Here is a 23,063-nt window from a genome sequence, read left to right on the forward strand (position 1 = left end):
TCGCTTTTTTAAAGAGGGAAAGTAAAAAAATAAGACTTTTCAAATAACAGAAAACGTGGTAAGATCATGAAAATAAACAGGAAGGGGTGAGATAAATGAAAAAAAATATGCTGCTAAAATTAGCTGTCTTATTCATAGCACTCGCAAGTTTTCATTTGTTCTCAATGCCTCATTCCGTTCAGGTAAACCATCATGCAAAGGTGGTTGCCGATCAAGAATCACATGAAATGAAAATCGCTCAGACAATGGGCGATGAAAAGAAACAAAAACATGTGAGCGCAGTATTTGCCGCATTTAAAGTACTGCTGATGATTGGCAGTATGACAGCTGGATTTGCACGCATCACTCATACTGATCAATATGACCGGAAAAAGAAGCATTTACTTGCAGTGTTCTATCAATCTTCTTATTTCCGACTATCTCGTGTTTAACCCAACCATCTAAATCAAAACAAAAATTGGGAGGTTTTACACGATGTTATTTTTCTTAAGAGTATTCATTCTAGGTCTGTTCTCTGTCACTTCACTTTCTCTTTTCGTCTACCAAGGAATTGAAGTAGTGCACGCCATTACAAGCATGTTTGGCAACCACGAGAGCTAAGACCTGTATATAATAAAAGAACCCCCTGCTCATCGCAGGGGGTTTTCGTTTGCTTATTTATTGTCATCTGGTGCAGTTTGAGGTGTGACAAGGACATGCGTTACTTCTCCCTGCTCTTCCTCATCTACAATAAATGATCCATTGCTATAGCGGTCATTCGCTCTCAAAGTAGAGATATCAAGCGGAATCGTTGCACCCTTCTCTGTATCAATCTCAAGTGTATCGTGCAGTGATGCAGCGATGACAGACACAATACGATGCGGGTTTTTCTTTAATTCTCTAAGCATTAGAACTCCGCGTTTGGCTCTAGATGTTTTATCAAATTCAGAGAGGTTCATTCGCTTCACAGCCCCTCTTTGCGTCGTCAGCACGAGGACATCGTTTTTCGAATCAATGATCTGGCCAGAGACTACTTCGTCTCCATCCTTCAAATTGATGCCTTTAACACCAGCCGCTCTCGGACCAACAACACTTACTTCTTCTTCATCAAACCACAATCCATAACCATTTTTCGTCGCAATAAACAATTCCTGCTGTCCTGTTGTCACATGGACATCCACAAGTTCATCGTCCCCTTTTAGGTTCAAGGCGACAAGTGGTTTTGAATAGCGCTGCGCTTTATATTGAAGAAGCTCTGTTTTCTTCACCATTCCGCCCTTTGTAAAGAACAGCAGATACGATGTGTCATCAAATTCTTTAATTGGAATGGCTTTTTGGATGGATTCATCACGATCAATCGAAATGATATTCGTAATATGCTGCCCCATGTCTTTCCAGCGTATGTCTGGCAGCTGATGCACAGGACAATAAATGTAGCTCCCTTTATTCGTGAATAGTAGGAGGACATCCGTTGTATTCATTTCAAACTGATGAATCAGGCGGTCTGTATCCTTCATACCAAAGTCCTTACCGTTAGAAGCAGCATAGGAGCGCTGGCTTGTCCGTTTGATGTATCCATCCTTCGTCACCGTGACGTAAACATCCTCTGAGGCAATCATCACTTCTAGGTTAATCTTAATTTCTTCGATTTTTTCCTCAATGACAGATCGTCTCTCATCAGCATATGTCTTTTTGAGCTTTTTCAAACTGTTTGTTATGACTTTAAGCAGCTTTTTCTCATTACCTAAAATGTCTTCAAGTTCTGCTATACGCACATCAAGCTCACTCGCTTCGTCTCTTAATTGCGTAATATCCGTATTCGTTAAACGATATAACTGGAGGGAAACAATCGCTTCTGATTGTGCTTCTGTAAAGTCATATTTCTCCATCAAGTTGTTTTTCGCATCTCGCTTATCATTAGAGGAGCGGATTGTGGCAATGACTTCATCTAAGATGGATAACGCCTTAATTAATCCATCTACAATATGGTGGCGTTCCTTCGCTTTTCGAAGCTCATATGCTGAGCGGTTCGTCACCACTTCTTTTTGATGGGCAATATATGCATCAAGTATAGTTGTCAGCGTCATTAAGGTTGGTCTACGATTATGTATCGCCACCATATTAAAGTTATATGGAATTTGCAGATCTGAGTTTTTATATAAGAAATTCAAAACACCATTTGCATCTGCTTCTTTTTTCAGCTCTACTACGATTCGAAGCCCAGTCCGATCAGTCTCGTCTCGAACTTCTGAAATTCCTTCCACTTTTCTTTCAATTCGGAACTCGTCCATCTTTTTGACAAGGTTGGCTTTATTCACTTCATAAGGAATTTCTGTGATCACGATTTGCTGGCGCCCGCCGCGGATGGTTTCGATCTCCGCTTTTCCGCGAATCATGATCTTTCCTTTGCCTGTTTCATAGGCCTTCTTAATGCCGTCTACCCCTTGAATGATACCACCTGTTGGGAAATCAGGACCTTTGATGACCGTCATCAAGTCCTCAACCGTACAATGAGGCTGTTCGATTCGTTTAATGACACCATCAATCACTTCTCCTAGATGATGCGGCGGGATATCAGTAGCATAACCAGCAGAAATACCTGTTGACCCATTCACGAGAAGGTTTGGGAACATCGCTGGTAAAACAACGGGCTCCTTACTTGTATCATCAAAGTTTGCGACAAATTCGACGGTTTCCTTGTCTAAGTCCTTTAATAGCTCTGAAGCAATCGCAGATAGCCTTGCTTCAGTATAACGCATAGCAGCAGGCGGATCACCATCAATACTCCCGTTATTTCCATGCATCTCAATGAGCACATTCCGTACTTTCCAATCCTGACTCATTCTCACCATCGCTTCATAAACAGATGAGTCACCGTGCGGATGATAGTTACCAATCACGTTACCGACTGTTTTCGCTGCTTTACGGAAGTTTTTATCTTGCGTGTTTCCTTCTGCGTACATCGCATATAAGATTCTTCGTTGTACAGGCTTTAGTCCATCTCGCGCATCTGGAAGCGCACGATCTTGGATAATATATTTACTATAGCGACCAAACCGGTCTCCGATTACTTCTTCTAATGGTAAATCATGAAATCGTTCTTGTTGTGCCATGTTTAAACCTCCTCAGCTAGCGACAAGTTTTCATTTTCAAGAATATTACTTTCCTCATCAAGTCCAAAGGCGACATTCTTCTCAATCCATTTACGACGTGGCTCTACTTTGTCACCCATTAATGTCGTGACGCGGCGTTCCACTCGTGCAGCATCGTCGATTTTGACTCTGACAAGTGTTCTCGATTCTGGATTCATTGTCGTTTCCCATAGCTGGTCGGCGTTCATTTCACCTAAACCTTTATAGCGCTGAATCGTGTACCCTTTTCCAACTTTCTTCAGTACGTCATCCATTTCTTCATCAGACCAAGCGTACTCAATCACTTCTTTTTTCCCTGAGCCTTTGCTGACTTTATATAAAGGCGGTAGTGCAATAAACACTTTGCCATGCTCAATCAGCGGTTTCATATAGCGGTAGAAGAACGTTAGCAGAAGTACTTGAATATGGGCTCCATCTGTGTCAGCATCTGTCATGATCACGATTTTGTCATAATTGATGTCTTCTACATTAAAATCGACACCGACGCCTCCACCGATCGCATGAATAATGGTGTTGATTTCTTCATTTTTGAAAATATCAGCAAGTTTCGCTTTTTCTGTGTTAATGACCTTTCCACGAAGCGGCAGCACCGCTTGGAATTTACGGTCACGTCCTTGTTTTGCTGACCCGCCCGCTGAGTCGCCCTCCACTAGGTACAATTCGTTTCTTGCCGGGTTTCTAGATTGAGCAGGTGTTAATTTTCCGCTCAGTGTTGCTTCGGACTTTTTCCGTTTCTTACCGCTCCTTGCTTCTTCACGTGCTCTTCTAGCAGCTTCTCTTGCCTGCTGCGCTTTAATCGCTTTTCTCACAAGAAGAGTGGCTGTTTCCCGGTTTTCTTCAAGGAAATAAGCCAGCTTTTCAGAAATAACAGCATCAACAGCGGAGCGAGCCTCACTTGTCCCAAGCTTTCCTTTTGTCTGGCCTTCAAATTGAAGCAGTTCTTCAGGAATTCTGACAGAAATAATAGCAGACAGCCCTTCGCGAATATCAGTGCCTTCTAAATTTTTGTCTTTTTCTTTTAAAAGAGCTACTTTGCGCGCATATTCATTAAAGGCTCTCGTCATCGCCGTTTTGGCACCAGACTCATGCGTACCGCCATCTTTTGTTCTCACGTTATTGACGAAAGAAAGAATATTTTCTGAGTAGCCGTCATTGAATTGAAAAGCAAAGTCTACTTCGATGGATTGATGCTCTCCTTCAAATGAGACCACTTCACTCAGAACATCTTTTTCTTCATTTAAATAAGCAACGAAGGCTTCAATGCCCGTCTCATAATAAAAGGTTTCTTGTACATCATGTCGTTCATCAATCAACTCTATTTTTAATCCTTTTAATAAAAAGGCAGATTCTCTTAAACGTTCTGATAACGTATCAAAATTATAGGTTGTAACGCTAAACATCGATCGATCTGGTTTAAAATGAATCAGTGTTCCCGTTTTTTTCGTTTTTCCGACTTTTTCAAGTGACGTCACAGGTTTTCCGCCGTTTTCAAACCGCTGATGATATATATAGCCATCACGTTCAATTGTGACAGTGAGCCACTCTGACAGCGCGTTTACAACAGATGCCCCAACTCCGTGAAGCCCACCACTTGTTTTATATCCGCCTTGACCAAATTTTCCGCCTGCGTGAAGGACCGTTAAAATGATCTCAGGTGTCGGTTTTCCAAGCTTATGCATACCAGTAGGCATCCCGCGTCCTTTATCCTGGACGGAAATGCTGTTATCTTTATGTATTTTGACAACGATATGATCTCCATGGCCAGCGAGTACTTCATCGACAGAGTTGTCTACAATCTCATAGACAAGGTGATGAAGACCGCGTGAATCCGTTGACCCAATATACATCCCTGGACGTTTACGGACCGCTTCAAGTCCCTCTAGCACCTGAATAGAATCATCGTTATAATCTACTTGCTGCTTTTTAACCAAATGCTTAATCCCCTTTCACTAACAAACATAACCGGCAAACCATCAAATGATCTCTTTAGATTTAAATGATGATCATGCTGCTCATTACTGTCCACTTTAATAAGCTGCATCATCACCATGCATGTGTGGTTCAAAAAAACATGCTCCATTGCACGGCTATGAGAATGTTCTACATTCTGCAATGAGAACTAGAAGTCCATTATAAACAAGACTGTTTGATAAGCCAAATGCAATCATATGATGATTTTCACAAAACAGAACAAATGTTCCATCTTTATCTTATCGCTCTTTTTCTTGATATGCAAGATCACCGATATGTCCCTGTCGCCTTATTTTATCGCTTTCTTCTAGAATCGCAAATATATTTCTGCAACAAAAAAGCAAAAATCCTTGAAAACCAAGGATTTTTGACGATTTAATGAGTTTTTGTCATTGCATGAGCCACCTTGATACATAAATCCATGATGGCGACCTTGCCATTTTCCTCAATCAGCCTTTTCGCTTCTTCGTGATAAATGCCTTGCTGCGCCCAAAAAACAGGTGCGTCTATTTCAAGAAATTCTTCTGCCACCTCGGGTAAAAACTCTGAACGTCTAAACACATTGACGATATCAACAGGCTCTTTGATCTCTTTTAGTGAAGCGACTGCTTTCACACCAAGTGCTTCATCGATTGTTGGGTTCACCGGAATGATCTCATAACCGGCATCCTGCATTGCTTTAGACACCATATAAGACGTTCGGTGCGGCTGATCTGATAAACCAACAACAGCAATTCGTTTACTGCTCTTTAAAATACGGCCAATTTCTTGTTTCGAAGGATGATTCATCCAAACACCCCTTTTCCTCTATTTTAGCGAACTTCTGCTTAAAAACAAAGCTGAATCCATCTGCATTTGATTTTTTCAAAAAAAGATCCCCATGTTTTTCATAAGATCATGTTAAAATGTAAGACAAGAGGGAGAATATAAAGGAGTTATGCAGATGTTAATTGCTTTGATGTTTATTTTGGCTTATCTTCTCGGCAGTATTCCATCCGGTCTCATTGTCGGGAAAGCTGCAAAGGGGATTGATATCCGTGAACATGGCAGCGGAAACCTAGGTGCGACGAATGCATTTCGTACACTTGGCGTAAAAGCAGGGTCTATTGTTATTTCTGCTGATATTTTAAAAGGGACTCTCGCTTCTGCTTTACCGTTTTTCATGCAACTGGACGTTCACCCCTTACTAGCTGGAGTTGCTGCTGTTATCGGTCACAGCTTTCCTGTCTTTGCAAAGTTTAAAGGGGGAAAAGCAGTCGCTACATCTGGCGGCGTGTTATTATTTTATGCCCCATTCTTATTTATCACGATGATCGCTGCTTTTTTCTTATTTTTATACATTAGTAAATATGTTTCATTATCATCTATGCTGACCGGCATCTATACATTCATTTACAGCATATTCACCAAAGACGTATTCTTAATCATTGTTGTTGCCGTTCTTGCTGGTTTTGTGATTTACAGACACATCGCCAACCTCAAACGAATCCTCAACAAAACTGAACCGAAAATCAAATGGCTCTAGCCGTTTCATAAGTTTCATTCTGTGGTAAAAGTAAAGAAAAGCTGTTTTTTTGCATCCTGCATTTTAAAAAACAGCATGACTTCAAAAAAGGGGCGATCACATTGAAATTAACGATTAAAGAAGATGCACTCAATTGGTACAAGGATGAATTAGATTTAGAAAAAGGTGATCAAGTTCGCTTTTTTGTGAGATATGGCGGGTGCAGTAATGTACAAAAAGGCTTTTCTCTCGGCGTCGCAAAAGATGAACCTCAAAATGCCGGCGCAACCGCTGAAATAGAAGGTATTACTTTCTTTGTAGAAGAAAGTGATATTTGGTATTTTGACAACCATGATCTGCATATTGATTATAACGAGTCTGTAAAAGAACCAGAATTTCATTATGAATAAACAAAAAAGATACCTCATCCCTCGGGTATCTTTTTTGTTTTATCCTTCAATATATAGCCCATACTCGTGAATGTTTCCTAAAGACCGCTCCTTTTGCAGGATTCTTTTTTGCGGTTCACCGATCAAGTCAAAGTGAGGAAACCCTGCGCGATCGTGAATCCATTCTTTTTTGAGTCCATGTTTTTCTCCCCATTCAATTAACTGCTTCATATCCTGACAGGCTGCTTTAGTGACTGTATTAGCATGCGGGAAACGGTCATCAAGCCAATAATGGGTTAAAAAGGCCATTTCTCCTTGCTGAACAGCTGATTTCCACGCATTTAAATCGCTTCTTTTAATACCAAACGCCATGAATTAAACCTGCTTCTTCGACTGTTCATATACTTTGTGCCAGGCAGGAAATGCTTTTCTAAATTGAATAGGTCTAAAGGTGTCTTTATCTACGCAAATATGCGAGGTTGTCCCTGTAATCGCTGTTTGCCCATCAGGCTTTTGAATTTCGTAGCCATACACCGTTTTAAGTCCATTGTATTCTTCAATCCAAGTATGCACGGTCGCTGTTTCACCATACAAGAGTGGTTTTTTATATTTCACCTGCAAATCTATAACGGGTGCAAGAGCACCGTCTGCTTCTAGCTGCGCATAGGAAAATCCTAATTCTTTAATCAGGGCTGTTCTGCCGACTTCCATCCAGATTAAATAATTCGCATGATACACGATGCCCATTTGGTCTGTTTCTGCATAACGGACTTCTATTTCTTTTTTAGATACATACACGTTTTCATCGCTCTCCTATCAAAACCTAAGGTCTCTGCCATTTTACCACAATCGAAATGGTTCTTCTAAAAGGAGGCAATAAAATAAACCAGGAATCCCTGGTTTATTCAGTATAGCCATTTTTTCTTGCTGCTTCTTCGTCCTTGATCTCAGAACGCATGGCATCAATGCTCATTTTTCGATTTTCATTTTTTTGCTTGATCATCTGTTTTTCTTGATCTGTCGAAAGGGCCATCGCTGCTTCAGATTCATCGATATGATCAAGGGTGTTTTCGATCATATCTTGCAGCTTTTCAACATTATCAGAACGATCATCTGGATTGGATTGATATGACTTTTCATTCATCTTAATACCCTCCTTATTCGCCCTTCGTCTGGATCACATCAGGCTGGTCATTTGATTTATTATGCATCTTTTTACCTTTATTGCGTTTGTATGCTACAGGTTTTGTCCCTAAATGGTCTGGTGTAAACTGCGCTTGTTTATCATGCTCTCTACCCATCATTCATCCCTCCCTCTTCTTTAGGATGAACGAAAAAGGACAATTCATAACTTATTTCTGTCTAAAACGCTCTTCCAACTTTTCTTCAAGCTGGTTTAAAAATTCCTCATTGCTTAATAATTCTTTTTTATTTTCAAGTACAAGCTCTTCAAGTGTACGGCGTTTTCTTCTTCTCATTGTACTCACCTCCAGTGTTTGTATTTCATTTTCGCCAAAACATTTAGAAAATAAGCAAAAAAGCTGAATCATTATAGATCCAGCTCTTGCTCAATTTCTTTTTTTGTCAGCATTTGATGCTTCACAGACATGATACGTCCTTTTTCATCTAATATGTATGTCGTGGGGTATGAAAGCACCTGATATCGTGCTTGAATGCCTTTTTGATCCAATAAAATAGGAAAGCTCAGCTTTAATTCATCTGCAAATGCTGCAACATGATCTTCACTTTTTTCAGTGGTCGTCAAATTCACTGCAAGTACTTCAACCTGATCATATTCGCTTCTAATTGCGTCTAGATCCGGCATTTCTGTCCTGCATGGCTTACACCATGTCGCCCAAAAATTGACGAGCACCTTCTTCCCTTGGTAATCAGATAAAGAAGCCGTTTGACCATCTAGGGTTTTAAGTTCAAAATCAGGGGCTTGATCCCCTTTTTCAAGACCGATTGCGGGCTCTTTTGGTTCAAGTAAATTCCACACAAGTAAACCAATCAACACAAGTAAAACAGCGCTTGCCATTCCTTTTTTCCACATGATTGATCCTCCACTATTTTAAAAAAGAAGAGAAAGCTGTCTAGGCGCCTTCTCTTCTTTGCTGTATGAGTATTAGTTGCTTGCCAATTTTTCACGAAGTACCATTTGAAGGATACCGCCATGACGATAGTAGTCAATTTCGACTTCACTATCAAAACGAACAACCACTTCAAATGTTTTCTCATTGCCATCTGTGTCAATTGCTTTCACAGTGACGAGATCACGCGGACGTACTGTTTCGTCAACATGAACTTCAAATGTTTCTGTTCCTGTTAGACCATGAGTTTCTGCACTTTCTCCGTCTTTAAACTGTAAAGGAAGTACGCCCATGAAGACAAGGTTACTTCTATGGATACGCTCAAAGCTTTCAGCTAGAACAAATTTAATTCCAAGAAGGTTTGTTCCTTTTGCAGCCCAGTCACGTGAAGAACCCATTCCGTAGTCTTTACCTGCTAAGATCGCAAGACCTGTTCCATCTTCTTTATAACGCATGCATGCATCATAAATGGATGTCACTTCACCAGTTGGCCAGTAGGTTGTATATCCGCCTTCTGTTCCTGGTGCAATTTGGTTCTTAATACGGATGTTTGCAAAAGTACCTCTCATCATGACATGGTGGTTACCACGGCGAGATCCGTATGAGTTAAAGTCTCTAGGCGACACGCCTCTTTCTTGCAAGTATTTGCCCGCCGGTGTATCCTTACCAATCGCTCCAGCAGGAGAAATATGGTCCGTTGTGACAGAGTCACCAAACTTCGCAACGACACGCAAGCCTTTAAGCGGTTCAACCTTACCAGGTTCAACTGATAGGTTTTCAAAGAATGGCGGGTTATCAATGTATGTGGAATTTTCATCCCATTTGTACAATGCATCATCCGTCGTTTTAATTTCATTCCAGCGGTCATTGTTGTCAAAAACAGTTTCATACTCTGAACGGAAGAGTTCAGGTGTGACAGTGCTTTTGACGACGCTGTTGATTTCGTCCATTGATGGCCAAATGTCATTGAAATAAACGTTCTCACCATTTTTATCGACACCGATAGGGTCTTTTGTTAAATCGATATTCACCGTACCAGCAAGTGCATACGCCACAACTAATGGTGGAGATGCAAGGTAGTTTCCTTTTACAAGTGGATGGATACGTCCTTCAAAGTTACGGTTACCTGATAAAACAGAAGTGATCAGCAGATCATTTTCAGAGACAGCCTCCTCAATTTCTTGTGCAAGCGGTCCTGAGTTTCCGATACAAGTTGTACAACCATACCCAACGATGTTAAATCCGAGGTCTCTTAAGTATGGAAGAAGTCCTGAGTTCACGAGGTATCCTGTTACAACCTTAGAACCTGGCGCTAGTGACGTTTTCACGTAGTTTGGCACCTTCATGCCAAGCTCACTTGCTTTCTTCGCAACAAGACCTGCTCCGATTAAGACGTATGGGTTCGATGTATTCGTACAGCTCGTAATCGCTGCAATCGCAATCGCACCTGTCTTCATCACAGCTTTTTCACCATTTGCTAGATCAAATTCAATTTGTTTATCCAGCTCTGATTTTTCTAAGCCAAACCCTTGGTTACCAGCTGGGCTTTCAATGTGCTGATGGAACGTTTCTTTCATTTCAGAAAGTGGAATCAAATCTTGTGGACGCTTTGGACCAGATAAGTTTGATTCAATTTGAGAAAGATCAATTTCCACAATATCCGTAAAAATTGGCTCTTCTGCATCTGGCGTATAGAATAAGCCATTTGCGCGAGAATATTCTTCAACGATATTAATTTGCTCTTCATCACGTCCAGTAAGGCGAAGGTAAGCAAGAGCTTCCTCATCTACTGGGAAGAATCCGCAAGTAGCACCGTATTCAGGCGCCATGTTTGCAATCGTTGCACGATCCGCTAACGGCAGCTGTGCAACTCCAGGTCCGAAGAATTCAACGAATTTGTTCACTACGCCTTTTTCACGCAGAACTTGTGTTACTTTTAGTGCGAGGTCAGTTGCAGTCGTTCCGTTTGGAAGCTCTCCAACTAATTTAGCACCAATGACTTCTGGTACTGGGAAGTATGAAGGCTGACCGAGCATTCCAGCTTCCGCTTCAATACCGCCAACGCCCCATCCAAGTACGCCGATTCCGTTGATCATGGTTGTATGAGAGTCAGTACCGACCAATGTATCTGGGTAAGTGATGATCTCGCCATCTTCTTCAATCGCATGAACAACACTTGCAAGGTACTCTAAGTTTACTTGGTGAACAATCCCTGTTGCAGGCGGAACAGCTTGATAATTATTAAACGCTTTCTTTGCCCAGCTAAGGAAGTTATAACGCTCTGCGTTACGTTCGAATTCTAAATCCATGTTAATGTTTAATGCATCTTCAGTTCCAGCTTTATCAACTTGTACTGAGTGGTCAATGACAAGGTCAACTGGAATTTCAGGGTTGATTTTATCCGGATCCCCACCTACATCTGCCATTGCTTTTCTTAAAGAAGCAAGGTCAACGACGGCTGGTACACCCGTGAAGTCTTGTAAAATAACACGAGAAGGTTTAAATGGAACATCAATTTCTTTTACCTCGGCAGTTCCCCATTTTGCCAAGTTTTCAACGTGTTCCTTCTTGATCACTCTACCGTCTACTTGGCGAAGCACTGATTCTAAAAGTACCTTAATGGAATAAGGCAGCTTAGAAACATTTCCAATTCCTTGTTTCTCTAGTGCTTCTAACGAATAATAGTGATACGTTTTCCCATTTGTCGAAAACGTTTTTCTAGATTGAAAAGCGTCTTGTTTAGCGACTTGCTGCTGTTTCGACATGTCCAAAATCCCCCTTTTGATGATCAAGATCAATTTCAATTCTCAGAAAAATCGTCGTATTTCACCACAATTTTCTCACAATTTCATCTTAAAACAAATTCATACATAAGTAAATAACAATGCTTTTATTAAATTCAATAAGTTTAACTTATCATTAGGAAATGATTACTCTTCATAAACGAAGCGGGGCGGGCTCATACTACAAATGAGGTGATAGAACATGACAAAACGCAAAGCAAATCATGTCATTAATGGCATGAACGCAGCCAAAAGCCAAGGAAATGGTGCAGGCTATATTGAAGATGATCAACTCGTTTTAACAGAAGAACAAAGACAAAACAATAAAAAACGCAAAAAAAACCAATAAGAAAGGAGCAAGCATCATGACGAATAAAAACACAGGAAAAGACATCCGTCAAAACTCGCCTAAGGAACATCAGAGCGGACAGCCTGAGCCATTATCAGGCAGTAAAAAAGTAAAAAACCGCAACCATACAAGACAAAAACACAATTCTCATCACGATATGTAAACATTCTCCTCTCATCCCGTAGCAAAACGGGATGTTTTAGGTCTTTCACACATTTCCATTTTCATCATATGATTTATTATGAGATGTGATGGAGGAGTGTTTATGGAGAATGAAAAGCAATCGAATTCCTCTGATTTTCTTGAAATAGACGATTGGCTCAATGTTTTAATGGTTGATCCATTTGCCTGGTATGATGAACACCTCCCAATTGATCTTTATGAAACAAGCCGTGATTATATTATTGAAATCGATGTCTCCACCCTATCGATTACTGATGTAAAACTAACCTTCGCTGGACATGAGCTCACTCTCGCTTACACAGTACAACAGCCAAATGATAAAGGCGAACAGCCAATTGAAAAAAGTGTCATGCTCCCTTTTTATTTGAACGACAAAGAGATTGAAACAGAATACGAAAACCGAATCATTTCGATAAGGATTAAAAAAAGTTCTGACCATCCAAACGGTGCATTTTCCTTTCAAGTCCCGCACTTCAAACATTAAGAGCCCACCTTCATTTAGGTGGGCTCTCTTCCGTTCGTGTCAAGTCAATACCTTTTGCGAACCACCATGGCCAAATAGTAGAGTCGCTATATGATAATGTATTCTTTTTCTACTAGATGGTTTGGGTCTTTCTAGTAAATGGGCAGTTATGAATGAAAAAAGGCGTTCATAGAGATAAGAGACATACATTTTTGTTATTTTCTTCTATCATTTCTTCATGTAAAATAAGATAGAGAGACAAGGGGTATAAGGAGTGAGAACATGTTAAGCGGCTGGTTTTTGTGGTTCATTTTATTTTGGGGTACGGTGATGATCGGATTACTCGCAATCGGTGGCTTTTTTATGTTTCGCAAATTTTTAAAACGATTGCCAAAGGAAGATGGGAAATCAGAGCTTGATTGGCAGGATGAATATATTCAAAAGAGCCTCCATCTATGGCGGGAAGAAGACAAACAGCTTTTAAATGAACTTGTATTACCAGTTCCAGAGCTGTTTAGAGACGTCGCCAAAGAAAAAATTGCAGGAAAAATAGGCGAGCTGGCTTTAAAAGAACAAGCTGCCAGCATTAATTTAGACTTAATCATTCGCGGCTATATTATCGCTACACCAAAGCGTGATCATAAGTTTTTATTGAAGCGCCTTGAAGAAAAAAACATCGATCATACGCCATATGAAGCATTATTAAAATAACCTCCTTATAAAAGGAGGTTTAATTCATTTGAACCTGCTGCGGGTCTAATTGCTTAGACATCTTTCTAAACGACAAATACATGGCAACACGCCAAGGCACAATCATGCCAAAGGCAAGTATCCAAAACATTCCGCTTAGAGAACCATAATCAATAGAAGAACTCAGGATCGTCTTCATTCCGATACGAAGAACAAGAAGTCCAATGAGAATAAACACAAATGCTTTTGACCGCTTTAAGTAAATCTCATTCCCTCTAATTTCAAACTTCGATGTTTTGATTAAAAAGATGGAGAAAAACATCCCCACTGTGATTGCCTCGAGAAATTCAGCCCCAGTTACTCGAAACATAGGAACAAAAAACATCAATGCACCCGTGCTCATGAAAATAGGAGGCAATATAATTTTTTTCGCAGTTGCCGGTTTTGCAGATGACTTAATGCGAATAAACATGACGGCTACCGCCATACATACCGCAATTATAGAAGAGATTATGACCATCATATCTAATCATTCCTTTATTCTTTAAGGTCAGCCTATGTATAATATACTCCAATTGACGAAAAAAAACCATTCGCCGCGACTGTAGAAAACGATTTCAAAAGCCTGTAAATCCGCCAAACAAGGATGAGAACATGATGATAATCCATGTGAGAAGATCAAAGAACAGCAATATCCCTACCACAATCATAATGATCCCGCCAATTTTCATAATAAGCTGCTGACGCTTTCTGATCCATGCCATTTTCGTAATGAAGAAAGATAGAATAAAAAATGGGACGGCAAATCCAAGGACATATGTAATCATATAAGGCACAGCCGACTCTGGATTGTTACTAGCAAGTGCGATAACGGCAGATAAAATAGGTCCTGTACAAGGTGTCCATCCAGCGGCAAAGCCCATTCCGATGAGAATTGACCCAAAAAAACCAGCTGGTCGGTTTTTGAACTGCATTCTCTTTTCGCCCATGAGGAAAGAAGGCTGAAATACGCCAAGCGTCATAAAGCCAAAGAAAATAATGAGAATGGCTCCAACCTGGCGAATCGCTTGATGGTAATCATCAAAAAACTTCCCAACAAACGATGTCCCAAAGCCAATCGCAATAAAGATAATAGAGAACCCAACTAAAAAGAATAAAGTATGAAGTAGACTTCTTCTTCTCAGCATCACCTTCTCAGATTTCACTTCATCCATACTAACGCCCGTAATATACGATAAAAAGGCTGGATAAAGCGGCAGACAGCATGGTGAGATAAAAGAAAGAAACCCTGCTCCAAAAGCTAAAAAGAAATTCAAATCTGTCAAAAGAACACCCCCTTCTTACAATATACAATAAGAGATGACAAAATCATTTCATTTTTTTTACATCCTCTCAATAAAGATGGTCTATTCTCTTAAAACCTTATATAATTTAATTTGACATCAAGATAACGAATCCTTTAAATTTGAAAATAAACCTTAAAATGGATATAATAGAATCGATTCTTTTTATCAAGATTTGCATGAAAGGAACATGACTTTGGTAAAAACATCATTATTAACTCAAATCGAAGAAAAAAGAGAAGAGCTGATGAAAGTTGTCTTGCACAATGGGATGACATCCACAGTGACCATCGAACATAGCCAGCAGCTAGATCATCTCCTCTTACAATATCAACGACACTTACACTCAAACTCAGCCAACTAATCATATCTCATGATATTATCATGCTACACGATTTTTAGAACAGTTGATATGTGTGACCATAAACGAAACAAAAACCTCTGTTAACAGGGGTTTTTGTTTTTTAGCAGGAAGCTGAAGTAAAATAAAAAACCACCTTCCCTGCTTCATTTAGGCAAGTACAGTGGTTTTAAAGCGTCTGATGAAGGTGAATTCAATAAAGAAAGGACAACGCTTGTCCATTCTTTATAACCATGTTCCATCTATGATCATAATATCGTACGTATTATTTCGCTTGGTTGTTCATGGCTTTCATCATTTGATTGATTTTCTTCTGGGACGGTTTCATGCCCATTTGCATCATCATCATTCGAAGCATTTGTTCATTAATTGGTGGATTCTTTTTCAAGTAGCTCATCATATACTTACGAGCAATAAAGAATCCGAGTGCAACTCCTGCAAGCAGTGCAACAACGCCTACAAGGATGACAACCCATAAATCCATAATTCTTCCTCCTTCATGTTGTCTCGTATAAAGTGTACTAAACAAAAGGCTATTATACAACATTTCACGTTCAATTTTATTTTTTTAAACAAAATTCCTCACTTTTACCGGATTGAGCCACCCGTGCTTCTTTGAACCGAAGTCCATCGCAAGGAAGCAAGGACTAATTTTTCTCAGCACTTCAAAAAACACTGCTTCTGCTTCATAACTGCCGGTGGCAGACATTTGGATATAACGATCTTTTATGATAAATGCAGCCGTTCCTTTTCCATCAGGTAAGGAAGCGCTGTATATCGAGCCAATTTGTGTATAGTGAATGTTCGTTAAGTTGTTCATTAATCGCTGGTGCATATGAAAAGCAGGGATTCGTTTCGTCACGTAATCCACTTGTTTCACAAGCATCACCAATTCATCTTCCGTGCGGTTCGTCCAGTGTAACGACTCAAACAAATGAAACAAAATTGATTCTCTGCCAAAATAGTGATGCGCAAATTCATCCTCAATCCAATAAATATAATAATGGCGTTCCATGTCTATCCCTTCCTTTCACATTTCGTCAATCTCGTATATTGCTTGTATTATACAAAAATGTGAAAGAAAGAATTGTCTATATATGAAGCAAGAAGAAACTAGTTTTGTCAAAAAAACAAGAAAAAAGAAAAAAGTTTGCAGAGCGGATGAAAATGCTCTGCAAACAGATGAAAAAAAGCATGATGCTTGGAGACTGGTTATTTGTTCAGCTTCGCTTTCACACGGCTGACGACATTGCTGACCGTAAAGCCGTATTTCTCAATAATGGTTTCACCAGGTGCAGAAGCGCCAAATTTATCAATGGCAATTACGTCACCATCAAGACCAGTGTAACGCTCCCAGCCAAGTGAAGCCCCCATTTCAATCGCAATACGAGCCCGTACTGCTGTAGGAAGGACTGATTCTTTGTATTCGTCTGACTGCTGATCGAAACGATCCCATGCAGGAAGACTGACAACAGACGCGCGAATCCCTTCTTTTTCAAGTGCTTTTTGCGCTTCAATCGCTAAGCCGACTTCAGATCCGGAAGCAAGTAGAAGTGCTTCAGGCTGTGCATCAGCAGCTTCAACAACGACGTATCCACCCTTTTCTACTCCCTCATATGCCTTCTCAGGAGCTTGATCAATCGTTGGAAGGTTTTGACGAGTCAGTACTAGTGCTGTCGGTTTATCCGTTGAAGATACAGCAAGTTTCCACGCTGCAGCTGTCTCATTTCCATCCGCAGGGCGAATAACAGAAAGGTTCGGCATCGCACGTAATGAAGCAAGCTGTTCTACCGGCTCATGCGTCGGACCATCTTCACCAACAGCGATACTGTCATGAGTAAAGACATAAGTGACTGGAAGTCCCATTAAGGCAGCAAGACGAATCGCTGGTCTTAAGTAATCTGAGAAAACAAAGAACGTTCCGCCGAATACACGAAGACCGCCGTGAAGCGCCATACCGTTTAACGCTGCACCCATTGCAAATTCTCTGACGCCGAACCAAATGTTCTTGCCGGCATAATTCTCTTTACCAAAATCGTCAGTGTTTTTAATCGTTGTTTTGTTTGAACCTGCAAGGTCAGCAGACCCGCCAATGAAGAAAGGTACTTGCTTTGCAATGCCATTTAATACTTCGCCTGAAGAAGCGCGGGAGGCAAGACTTGAACCTGCTTCATAAACAGGAACCTCTTGATCCCAATTCTCAGGAAGCTTTCCTTCAATCGCAAGCTTCAATTGAGCTGCAAGCTCAGGGTATTCTTTTTCATATTGCGCAAATCGTTCATTCCAAGCTGCTTCTTTCTTCTGACCTGCGTCTTTTACAGCTTCTTTGAAATGATCGTACACTTCAGAAGGTACATGGAAATCTTCTTCAAACGTCCAAGAGTAAGCTTCCTTCGTCAGCTTGGCTTCATCGCTGCCAAGTGGTGCACCATGCACACCAGATGTTCCTGCACGGTTTGGCGATCCAAAACCGATTGTTGTTTTCACTTCAATCAGTGTAGGTCTGTCTGTGCTTTGTTTTGCCTTTTCAATAGCAGCCGTCACTTCTTCAATGTTGTTGCCGTCTTTCACATAAAGAACTTCCCAGTTCATCGCTTCAAAACGATTCTTCACATTTTCAGAGAATGAACGATCTAGGTCGCCATCTAAAGAAATATCATTTGAATCATAGAGAACAATTAAACGGCCTAAGCCTAAATGACCAGCAAGTGAAGCAGCTTCAGAGGAAATTCCCTCCATTAAGTCTCCATCTCCGCAAATGCTGTATGTATAGTGATCTACAACATTAAAGTTGTCTTTGTTATACGTTTCCGCAAGATGTCTTTCTGCAAGTGCCATACCAACTGCCATGGCAATCCCCTGCCCTAAAGGACCTGTTGTGGCATCTACGCCCTCTGTATGTCCAAATTCAGGATGTCCAGGTGTTTTGCTACCCCATTGGCGGAATTGTTTTAGATCATCGATGCTCAGGTTGTATCCGCTTAAATGAAGCATGCTATATAGAAGCATAGAACCATGTCCCGCAGATAATACAAAACGGTCTCTGTTAAACCAACTTGGGTTTTGCGGACTTACGTTTAAGTGATTCGTCCATAAAGCGTATGCCATTGGTGCAGCACCCATCGGCATTCCTGGGTGACCGGAATTCGCTTTTTCAATTGCGTCTATGGAGAGAGTACGTATTGTTGCAATAGATTTCAATTCAATCGTTTCCATATAAATCCCCTTCCGTATCTTGTGTACACCATTATCATAAATCTACTGTCCTTTTTTCACAACTATTTCACGCTGAAAAAGAAGGATTTTGTCACATTTAGTTTATCGATCACCTAAAAAGTTATGCAAATATGAAAAAAGATGAGAATATTCTTCCCATCTTTTCAAAATTCAAGAAATCATACAACTATTAATGAAGGTTTTGATCTCTTTCTCTTTTTAATTTTTCTGGTGTGACATCGTTTCCTTCAGGATCAACGATTTTCACGGTTTTAAGTGTATTTTTCATAGAAGAACGAAAAGCTTTTAAATACTCTTCTCTTAATTGCTTTTGTTCTGTTTTTTCAGCGTCTGACAAACCGGTCTCTTTTGACTTTTTTGAAAGCTCATTGATTCTTGCAAGCTGATTTTTAGAAATCATGACTAACTCCTTTAAAACATTTTCTCTACATACTACTAAATATCAATCATTTTGACAACAAATCGAGCTTTAGGTGGTCAGACCTTTTTCATATTCTTGATACCTTCTATGGACCGTTGCCTTTGAAATGTCAAAACCTAGTGCCTGAAGAGTTGCTGCAATTTCGGCGAAGGTCATGTTGTTTTTTCTTAATCGAACAATTTCTGAAATTGGCACTTCAATACGCTCACGACCAGGCGCATGATCCTGCTGTTTTAAATTCAGTTCGGGCTGGTACCCGCGTTCTACAGCTCTTCTCATTCCCCGCTTGATTTTCAGGTTATGAATTTTTCGTTGATATTCTTCAACGACTCCTACGATCTCAATCACCATTTCATCTGCTTCTGAAAGCTCAAGCTCGCCTCTATGAAACGTACTGTACACCTTCACATTCTCTTTAAAAAGACAATGGAGAAGCGCAATTTTTGCTTGTCCTCTTCCGAGACGTGTTTCATCCTGGATAAGAACAGCATCAATTGACTCTTCTTTTAGTGTAGCTAGCATATCAAACACACCATCGCGATCTAGATCATACCCGCTTGCTTTTTCTTTAATGACTTTAACCACATTCATCTTGTGCATAGCAGCTAAAGCCAGCAATTCTTCTTCTTGTCTCTTCAGCGAGGTTTCCTGCTCTTCTTTAACAGTGCTTACTCTCGCATAAATGATTGCATTCATGTCTTCAATCGACCTTTCTACTGTACTGTTGCAAGTTGATATACGACTGGATGCTCTTTTTTGACTGGTATAACAAGGATGTCACCAGGCTGGATTTCTGTTGAAGCAAGATCATTGTGCTGGGTGACCCAGTCAATAAACGCATTTTTATCGATTGATTTGCTGTCGTTTACTTGATCAGCTAATCCCCAAAGGGTATCACCTGATTGAACTTCTATTTTAACATATTGATTTGGATCATTATGGCTTGTGACTGCAATAAGTGAGAGAAATATGCCAACGATGAATGAGAATACCCCAATAAAAATAATAGATTCTTTTAACCTCATAATGTCATCTCTCCTAATAGAATGTGTGTTCGTTCTTTCTGTCACTTATTATAAATACGAACAAACGTTTCTGTCAAACGTTTTTTTCGAACCTATGTTTGTACTGTTAGGAAAAACATGCTATAATTTCTTTAAAATTGACGTTTTGAGGTGCAAAAGATGACGAAGCTATCAAAAAGACAACTCGATATCCTGACATTCATCAAAGAAGAAGTAAAAAGTAAGGGCTATCCCCCATCCGTCCGTGAAATTGGAGAAGCTGTCGGTCTAGCATCCAGTTCAACGGTTCATGGACATTTAGCTAGACTAGAAACGAAGGGCTTAATTAGAAGAGACCCGACAAAACCTAGAGCGATCGAAGTATTAGATGAAGAGGAAATGAATATTCCAAAGAGTGCTGTAATGAACGTACCAGTCATCGGAAAAGTAACAGCAGGCCTGCCTATTACGGCTGTTGAGAATGTAGAAGAATACTTCCCTCTTCCAGAGACTTTTGCAGCACCAGATGAACAAGTATTTATGCTTGAAATTATGGGAGAAAGTATGATTGACGCAGGAATTTTGGACAAGGACTATGTCATTGTGCGTCAGCAAAGCACTGCTAACAATGGAGATATTGTCGTCGCCATGACAGAGGAAGATGAAGCGACAGTGAAGCGTTTCTATAAAGAAGATACACACTTTAGATTACAGCCAGAAAACCCATCTATGGAACCGATTATTTTACAGAATGTAAGTATACTAGGTAAAGTGATTGGCGTATTTAGAAATATTCACTAAAAAAAGCCGGTATTTCATCAGCTAATGATGAGAACCGGCTTTTTTTTATGAACAAGAATAGGCAAGAATACTCGAGCTTGGGAAGGAGCCAAATGTAAAGTTCGGCCATATAAAGCCAGTTGTTCTCCCGAAAGGCTGTGAAGATAGAACATACATTAAAAACACTTGACCGTTTCTCATAAACACAATCGTCCATCTTCTATTACATCCCGCAGCAAACTGAACCGATTGCTGTCCTCCACCTGTCTGCCCTGAAATAAGAGACTGCATGCTTTGAGGCTGCGATAACGCTTGCTGATATTGCGAAATGATATGCTGTGGTGGAGCTGGCGGGGCTGATCCACTTGATCCGGGCCCAGTGCCTCCTCCTCCGATTGGAAACCCTGGAAATCCTCCAACTTGAGAAGGGAACGACGGCCAACCTTGCATCTGCCTGTCATATGAGTACCCATTCCACACACCTTCATACGGATAATACATATTCAACACCACTTTCCTAGACATTCATCACGATAGTATATGTCATCAATGACAAAGCGTGTTGAACATCCAAACGGAAATTTTTCCAAAAAACGTTTTGTTCTTCTTTAGAACGGTTAAATAGTAGATATAAAGAAAAAATAAAAAAATGAAAACTTTTTGCCACCCTCAAACGTTATATATATAGAAAGAAAAGAAATAAAAAACATTTCAATTTAATACTTGTAATATCACTGTAATTATTGTAACATTTGTAACATAAGAAGTTTTCATTGAGAAAAGGAGGCAATCGCCTTGAAAAAATTATTCGTTTTATTAACTGCTATTATGCTTATGATCTCATTACAATCTACAACATTGGCCGCTTCTAAAAAACCAGACACTTTGACAAATAAAGAAGCGTTACATATTGCCCTTGATGCACGGGAACACTTTTGGAGTGCGATGTCAGGCTACAAAATTAATGAACATTCTGATTACAAATTAAAATCATTTAGCTATAAAGACATGACTTACAACTATCTTTCTAAAACATTTGATACAAAGAAAAAACTAAACAGCTACCTATCTCAAGTTTTCACAAAAGAAGCCATTAATCAAGGTTTAAAAGACTATCAGTTCATTGTTCATAAAGGCAAAATGGCTGTTCCAGTCGGCGACGGTGACAATATGCTTAATTGGGATAAAGCGACACCTAAACTTGTCTCTAAAAAACAAACAGTCCGAACTTATGAATTCACTGTCCCAACACTTGATGGACGCAAAGTAAAAAGAACGGTTACGTTCGAAAAAGGACAAAAAAATTGGAAAGTCACAAAAATTGACGCTGTTATCTAAATAAAAAACCAGGCCGATTGAATGGCCTGGTTTTTATATTGAAGTAAATTCAGTCATGCGGTCTAGGGCGTGAGCAAGTGATGCTGCGGTGCGAAATTCATTAAAAGGAAGCCCGAGCTGTACAGCCGTTTGGGCAATTTCTGGTCTGATTCCTGAAATGGTTGTCTCTACTCCAATTAACCGAAGTGATGTGACAAGATCAAAAATCTGCTGAGCCACCATTGTATCAATAATGACAACGCCCGATAAATCAATACATAAATGCTGTACTCCTTTTTGTGAGCACTGTTTCAGCGTATTTTCTAAAATAATCTTCGCTCTCGCTGTATCAATATCACCTACTAACGGCAATAACGCAATATGACTTTTTAAGACAATGACAGGTGAGCTCAGCTCGTAAATCATGTCTCTTTGTGCCACGAGCTTCCTCGTTGTATTTTTTACATATTGCTGGATGAACACATGAATGGAAATATTAAACGCCTCTGAAATTAAATCATACCAATAAAAGATGCGGTCAATATCAATTTCATCTTGACGCTGCTTAATAAATTCTTTTAAGTAATGAAGGACCACTCTTTGATTGGACATGTATTCTCTCACAACATAATCTAATGGTGTGTTTAAATGCTTCGGGTCACTGGCTAAATCTTCAGACCACTTTTTAAACTCAGTATGTAAATATGTCTTGTCTTCAATAAGAGCACGTATAAAATGCTGGTAATAATCTTGATTTTGCCGTTTCAGCTCTGATATGATGCTGGAATCTGTTGAACGATAAATTGATTCTGGATCATCATCCTCAATTGAATCGTACCAAGTTTCAGTCAGTTTCTCTGCATGTTGTATGAAATAATCGTATAATGCACGGTTCTTATCCATAAGCATATGTCCCTTCACATTTTCTTCTTGTCTATCTTTGTATCTTATAGATCAATTGTACACTGAATCTTTTGTCCCTGCTAACTCCAATACGCTCTGATCGAACAAAAAAGACACCTACTCACAGGCGCCTCTCTTTTAGTT

General features: G+C 39.9%; 31 protein-coding genes. 11 read left to right on the plus strand and 20 right to left on the minus strand.

Annotation, left to right across the window (positions count from 1 at the left end; all coding sequences use genetic code 11):
* Positions 1–95 precede the first annotated feature (95 nt).
* The gene (locus tag SB660_RS16475; protein ID WP_410583365.1) at positions 96–431 is read left to right on the plus strand and encodes a hypothetical protein; all 336 of its coding nucleotides are present in this window, start codon (positions 96–98) and stop codon (positions 429–431) included.
* A 43-nt stretch (positions 432–474) separates the two neighbouring features.
* Entirely contained in the window at positions 475–600 is a 126-nt protein-coding gene (locus tag SB660_RS16480; RefSeq protein WP_008343787.1) for a hypothetical protein, read from the plus strand.
* Between the two features lie 53 nt (positions 601–653).
* Here the strand turns inward: SB660_RS16480 and parC are convergent, their stop codons facing one another.
* The 3 genes from parC to SB660_RS16495 all read right to left on the minus strand — a co-directional run bounded on the left by parC (position 654) and on the right by SB660_RS16495 (position 5,891).
* On the minus strand, positions 654–3,092 hold the full coding sequence (gene parC / locus SB660_RS16485) for a DNA topoisomerase IV subunit A (protein WP_410583367.1): 2,439 nt from the start codon (positions 3,090–3,092) through the stop codon (positions 654–656).
* A 2-nt stretch (positions 3,093–3,094) separates the two neighbouring features.
* The gene (gene parE, locus SB660_RS16490) at positions 3,095–5,062 is read right to left on the minus strand and encodes a DNA topoisomerase IV subunit B (protein WP_012010116.1); all 1,968 of its coding nucleotides are present in this window, start codon (positions 5,060–5,062) and stop codon (positions 3,095–3,097) included.
* Positions 5,063–5,477: 415 nt separating this feature from the next.
* Complete coding sequence (locus SB660_RS16495) at positions 5,478–5,891, minus strand: CoA-binding protein (protein WP_012010115.1); 414 nt, start codon at positions 5,889–5,891, stop codon at positions 5,478–5,480.
* Positions 5,892–6,045: 154 nt separating this feature from the next.
* On the opposite strand from SB660_RS16495, the gene plsY reads away from it, so the two are divergent.
* A complete protein-coding gene (gene plsY, locus SB660_RS16500; protein WP_180310748.1) occupies positions 6,046–6,627 on the plus strand; it encodes a glycerol-3-phosphate 1-O-acyltransferase PlsY in 582 nt (193 codons plus the stop codon).
* Positions 6,628–6,728: 101 nt separating this feature from the next.
* Positions 6,729–7,016: a HesB/YadR/YfhF family protein gene (locus SB660_RS16505; RefSeq protein WP_003210876.1), complete on the plus strand. Its 288-nt coding sequence runs from the start codon at positions 6,729–6,731 to the stop codon at positions 7,014–7,016.
* Positions 7,017–7,055: 39 nt separating this feature from the next.
* Here the strand turns inward: SB660_RS16505 and SB660_RS16510 are convergent, their stop codons facing one another.
* The 7 genes from SB660_RS16510 to acnA form a co-directional block, all read right to left on the minus strand.
* The gene (locus SB660_RS16510) at positions 7,056–7,367 is read right to left on the minus strand and encodes a hypothetical protein (protein WP_410583370.1); all 312 of its coding nucleotides are present in this window, start codon (positions 7,365–7,367) and stop codon (positions 7,056–7,058) included.
* Positions 7,368–7,370: 3 nt separating this feature from the next.
* Entirely contained in the window at positions 7,371–7,793 is a 423-nt protein-coding gene (locus SB660_RS16515) for an acyl-CoA thioesterase (RefSeq protein ID WP_003211985.1), read from the minus strand.
* 103 nt (positions 7,794–7,896) lie between these two features.
* Complete coding sequence (gene tlp / locus SB660_RS16520; protein ID WP_058015658.1) at positions 7,897–8,139, minus strand: small acid-soluble spore protein Tlp; 243 nt, start codon at positions 8,137–8,139, stop codon at positions 7,897–7,899.
* A 13-nt stretch (positions 8,140–8,152) separates the two neighbouring features.
* Positions 8,153–8,296, minus strand: a complete 144-nt coding sequence (locus tag SB660_RS16525) for an acid-soluble spore protein N (protein ID WP_410583373.1) — start codon at positions 8,294–8,296, stop codon at positions 8,153–8,155.
* Positions 8,297–8,347: 51 nt separating this feature from the next.
* Positions 8,348–8,473, minus strand: a complete 126-nt coding sequence (locus tag SB660_RS16530) for an FbpB family small basic protein (RefSeq protein ID WP_410583375.1) — start codon at positions 8,471–8,473, stop codon at positions 8,348–8,350.
* Between the two features lie 71 nt (positions 8,474–8,544).
* Positions 8,545–9,048, minus strand: coding sequence for a TlpA family protein disulfide reductase (locus tag SB660_RS16535; protein ID WP_058015659.1), 504 nt, complete (start codon positions 9,046–9,048; stop codon positions 8,545–8,547).
* A 72-nt stretch (positions 9,049–9,120) separates the two neighbouring features.
* Positions 9,121–11,850, minus strand: coding sequence for an aconitate hydratase AcnA (acnA, locus tag SB660_RS16540; protein WP_410583378.1), 2,730 nt, complete (start codon positions 11,848–11,850; stop codon positions 9,121–9,123).
* A gap of 220 nt (positions 11,851–12,070) precedes the next feature.
* Here acnA and sspO point away from each other — a divergent pair, with 220 nt between their 5' ends.
* The 4 genes from sspO to SB660_RS16560 all read left to right on the plus strand — a co-directional run bounded on the left by sspO (position 12,071) and on the right by SB660_RS16560 (position 13,574).
* On the plus strand, positions 12,071–12,217 hold the full coding sequence (gene sspO / locus SB660_RS16545; RefSeq protein WP_058015660.1) for a small acid-soluble spore protein SspO: 147 nt from the start codon (positions 12,071–12,073) through the stop codon (positions 12,215–12,217).
* A 16-nt stretch (positions 12,218–12,233) separates the two neighbouring features.
* Positions 12,234–12,380 (plus strand): small acid-soluble spore protein P, encoded by a 147-nt coding sequence (locus tag SB660_RS16550; RefSeq protein WP_012010105.1) that lies wholly within the window; start codon positions 12,234–12,236, stop codon positions 12,378–12,380.
* A gap of 102 nt (positions 12,381–12,482) precedes the next feature.
* Entirely contained in the window at positions 12,483–12,884 is a 402-nt protein-coding gene (locus tag SB660_RS16555) for an Hsp20/alpha crystallin family protein (protein ID WP_410583381.1), read from the plus strand.
* Positions 12,885–13,145: 261 nt separating this feature from the next.
* The gene (locus tag SB660_RS16560) at positions 13,146–13,574 is read left to right on the plus strand and encodes a DUF2621 domain-containing protein (RefSeq protein WP_410583383.1); all 429 of its coding nucleotides are present in this window, start codon (positions 13,146–13,148) and stop codon (positions 13,572–13,574) included.
* 19 nt (positions 13,575–13,593) lie between these two features.
* Here the strand turns inward: SB660_RS16560 and SB660_RS16565 are convergent, their stop codons facing one another.
* Together SB660_RS16565 and SB660_RS16570 are read right to left on the minus strand one after the other, a co-directional pair.
* On the minus strand, positions 13,594–14,076 hold the full coding sequence (locus SB660_RS16565) for a CcdC family protein (RefSeq protein WP_061407947.1): 483 nt from the start codon (positions 14,074–14,076) through the stop codon (positions 13,594–13,596).
* A 94-nt stretch (positions 14,077–14,170) separates the two neighbouring features.
* The gene (locus SB660_RS16570) at positions 14,171–14,878 is read right to left on the minus strand and encodes a cytochrome c biogenesis CcdA family protein (protein WP_058015664.1); all 708 of its coding nucleotides are present in this window, start codon (positions 14,876–14,878) and stop codon (positions 14,171–14,173) included.
* A gap of 208 nt (positions 14,879–15,086) precedes the next feature.
* Between SB660_RS16570 and SB660_RS16575 the strand changes: the two genes are divergently transcribed.
* The gene (locus tag SB660_RS16575) at positions 15,087–15,260 is read left to right on the plus strand and encodes an aspartyl-phosphate phosphatase Spo0E family protein (RefSeq protein WP_369810454.1); all 174 of its coding nucleotides are present in this window, start codon (positions 15,087–15,089) and stop codon (positions 15,258–15,260) included.
* Between the two features lie 262 nt (positions 15,261–15,522).
* Here the strand turns inward: SB660_RS16575 and SB660_RS16580 are convergent, their stop codons facing one another.
* The 6 genes from SB660_RS16580 to yneA form a co-directional block, all read right to left on the minus strand.
* Positions 15,523–15,741, minus strand: coding sequence for a YneF family protein (locus SB660_RS16580; protein ID WP_003212379.1), 219 nt, complete (start codon positions 15,739–15,741; stop codon positions 15,523–15,525).
* A gap of 84 nt (positions 15,742–15,825) precedes the next feature.
* On the minus strand, positions 15,826–16,272 hold the full coding sequence (sirA, locus tag SB660_RS16585; protein ID WP_012010100.1) for a sporulation inhibitor of replication protein SirA: 447 nt from the start codon (positions 16,270–16,272) through the stop codon (positions 15,826–15,828).
* A gap of 197 nt (positions 16,273–16,469) precedes the next feature.
* Positions 16,470–18,473: a transketolase gene (gene tkt, locus SB660_RS16590; RefSeq protein ID WP_058015665.1), complete on the minus strand. Its 2,004-nt coding sequence runs from the start codon at positions 18,471–18,473 to the stop codon at positions 16,470–16,472.
* Between the two features lie 190 nt (positions 18,474–18,663).
* The gene (locus SB660_RS16595) at positions 18,664–18,894 is read right to left on the minus strand and encodes a DUF896 domain-containing protein (RefSeq protein WP_003211509.1); all 231 of its coding nucleotides are present in this window, start codon (positions 18,892–18,894) and stop codon (positions 18,664–18,666) included.
* Between the two features lie 69 nt (positions 18,895–18,963).
* Positions 18,964–19,611 carry a YneB family resolvase-like protein gene (locus SB660_RS16600; RefSeq protein WP_003211322.1) on the minus strand — a complete coding sequence of 216 codons (648 nt, stop codon included), beginning with the start codon at positions 19,609–19,611 and terminating at the stop codon, positions 18,964–18,966.
* A gap of 17 nt (positions 19,612–19,628) precedes the next feature.
* Entirely contained in the window at positions 19,629–19,940 is a 312-nt protein-coding gene (yneA, locus tag SB660_RS16605) for a cell division suppressor protein YneA (RefSeq protein ID WP_003211955.1), read from the minus strand.
* Between the two features lie 159 nt (positions 19,941–20,099).
* Here yneA and lexA point away from each other — a divergent pair, with 159 nt between their 5' ends.
* The gene (gene lexA, locus SB660_RS16610; protein WP_003212311.1) at positions 20,100–20,720 is read left to right on the plus strand and encodes a transcriptional repressor LexA; all 621 of its coding nucleotides are present in this window, start codon (positions 20,100–20,102) and stop codon (positions 20,718–20,720) included.
* A 45-nt stretch (positions 20,721–20,765) separates the two neighbouring features.
* Here the strand turns inward: lexA and SB660_RS16615 are convergent, their stop codons facing one another.
* Entirely contained in the window at positions 20,766–21,200 is a 435-nt protein-coding gene (locus tag SB660_RS16615) for a hypothetical protein (RefSeq protein ID WP_058015668.1), read from the minus strand.
* Positions 21,201–21,494: 294 nt separating this feature from the next.
* Here SB660_RS16615 and SB660_RS16620 point away from each other — a divergent pair, with 294 nt between their 5' ends.
* Positions 21,495–22,037 (plus strand): IseA DL-endopeptidase inhibitor family protein, encoded by a 543-nt coding sequence (locus SB660_RS16620; protein ID WP_410583389.1) that lies wholly within the window; start codon positions 21,495–21,497, stop codon positions 22,035–22,037.
* A gap of 33 nt (positions 22,038–22,070) precedes the next feature.
* Here the strand turns inward: SB660_RS16620 and SB660_RS16625 are convergent, their stop codons facing one another.
* Positions 22,071–22,919 (minus strand): STAS domain-containing protein, encoded by an 849-nt coding sequence (locus tag SB660_RS16625; protein ID WP_061407940.1) that lies wholly within the window; start codon positions 22,917–22,919, stop codon positions 22,071–22,073.
* Positions 22,920–23,063 lie beyond the last annotated feature (144 nt).

The sequence above is a fragment of the Bacillus sp. SIMBA_005 genome (genome assembly GCF_046535585.1).
GTDB classification, from domain to species: domain Bacteria; phylum Bacillota; class Bacilli; order Bacillales; family Bacillaceae; genus Bacillus; species Bacillus pumilus.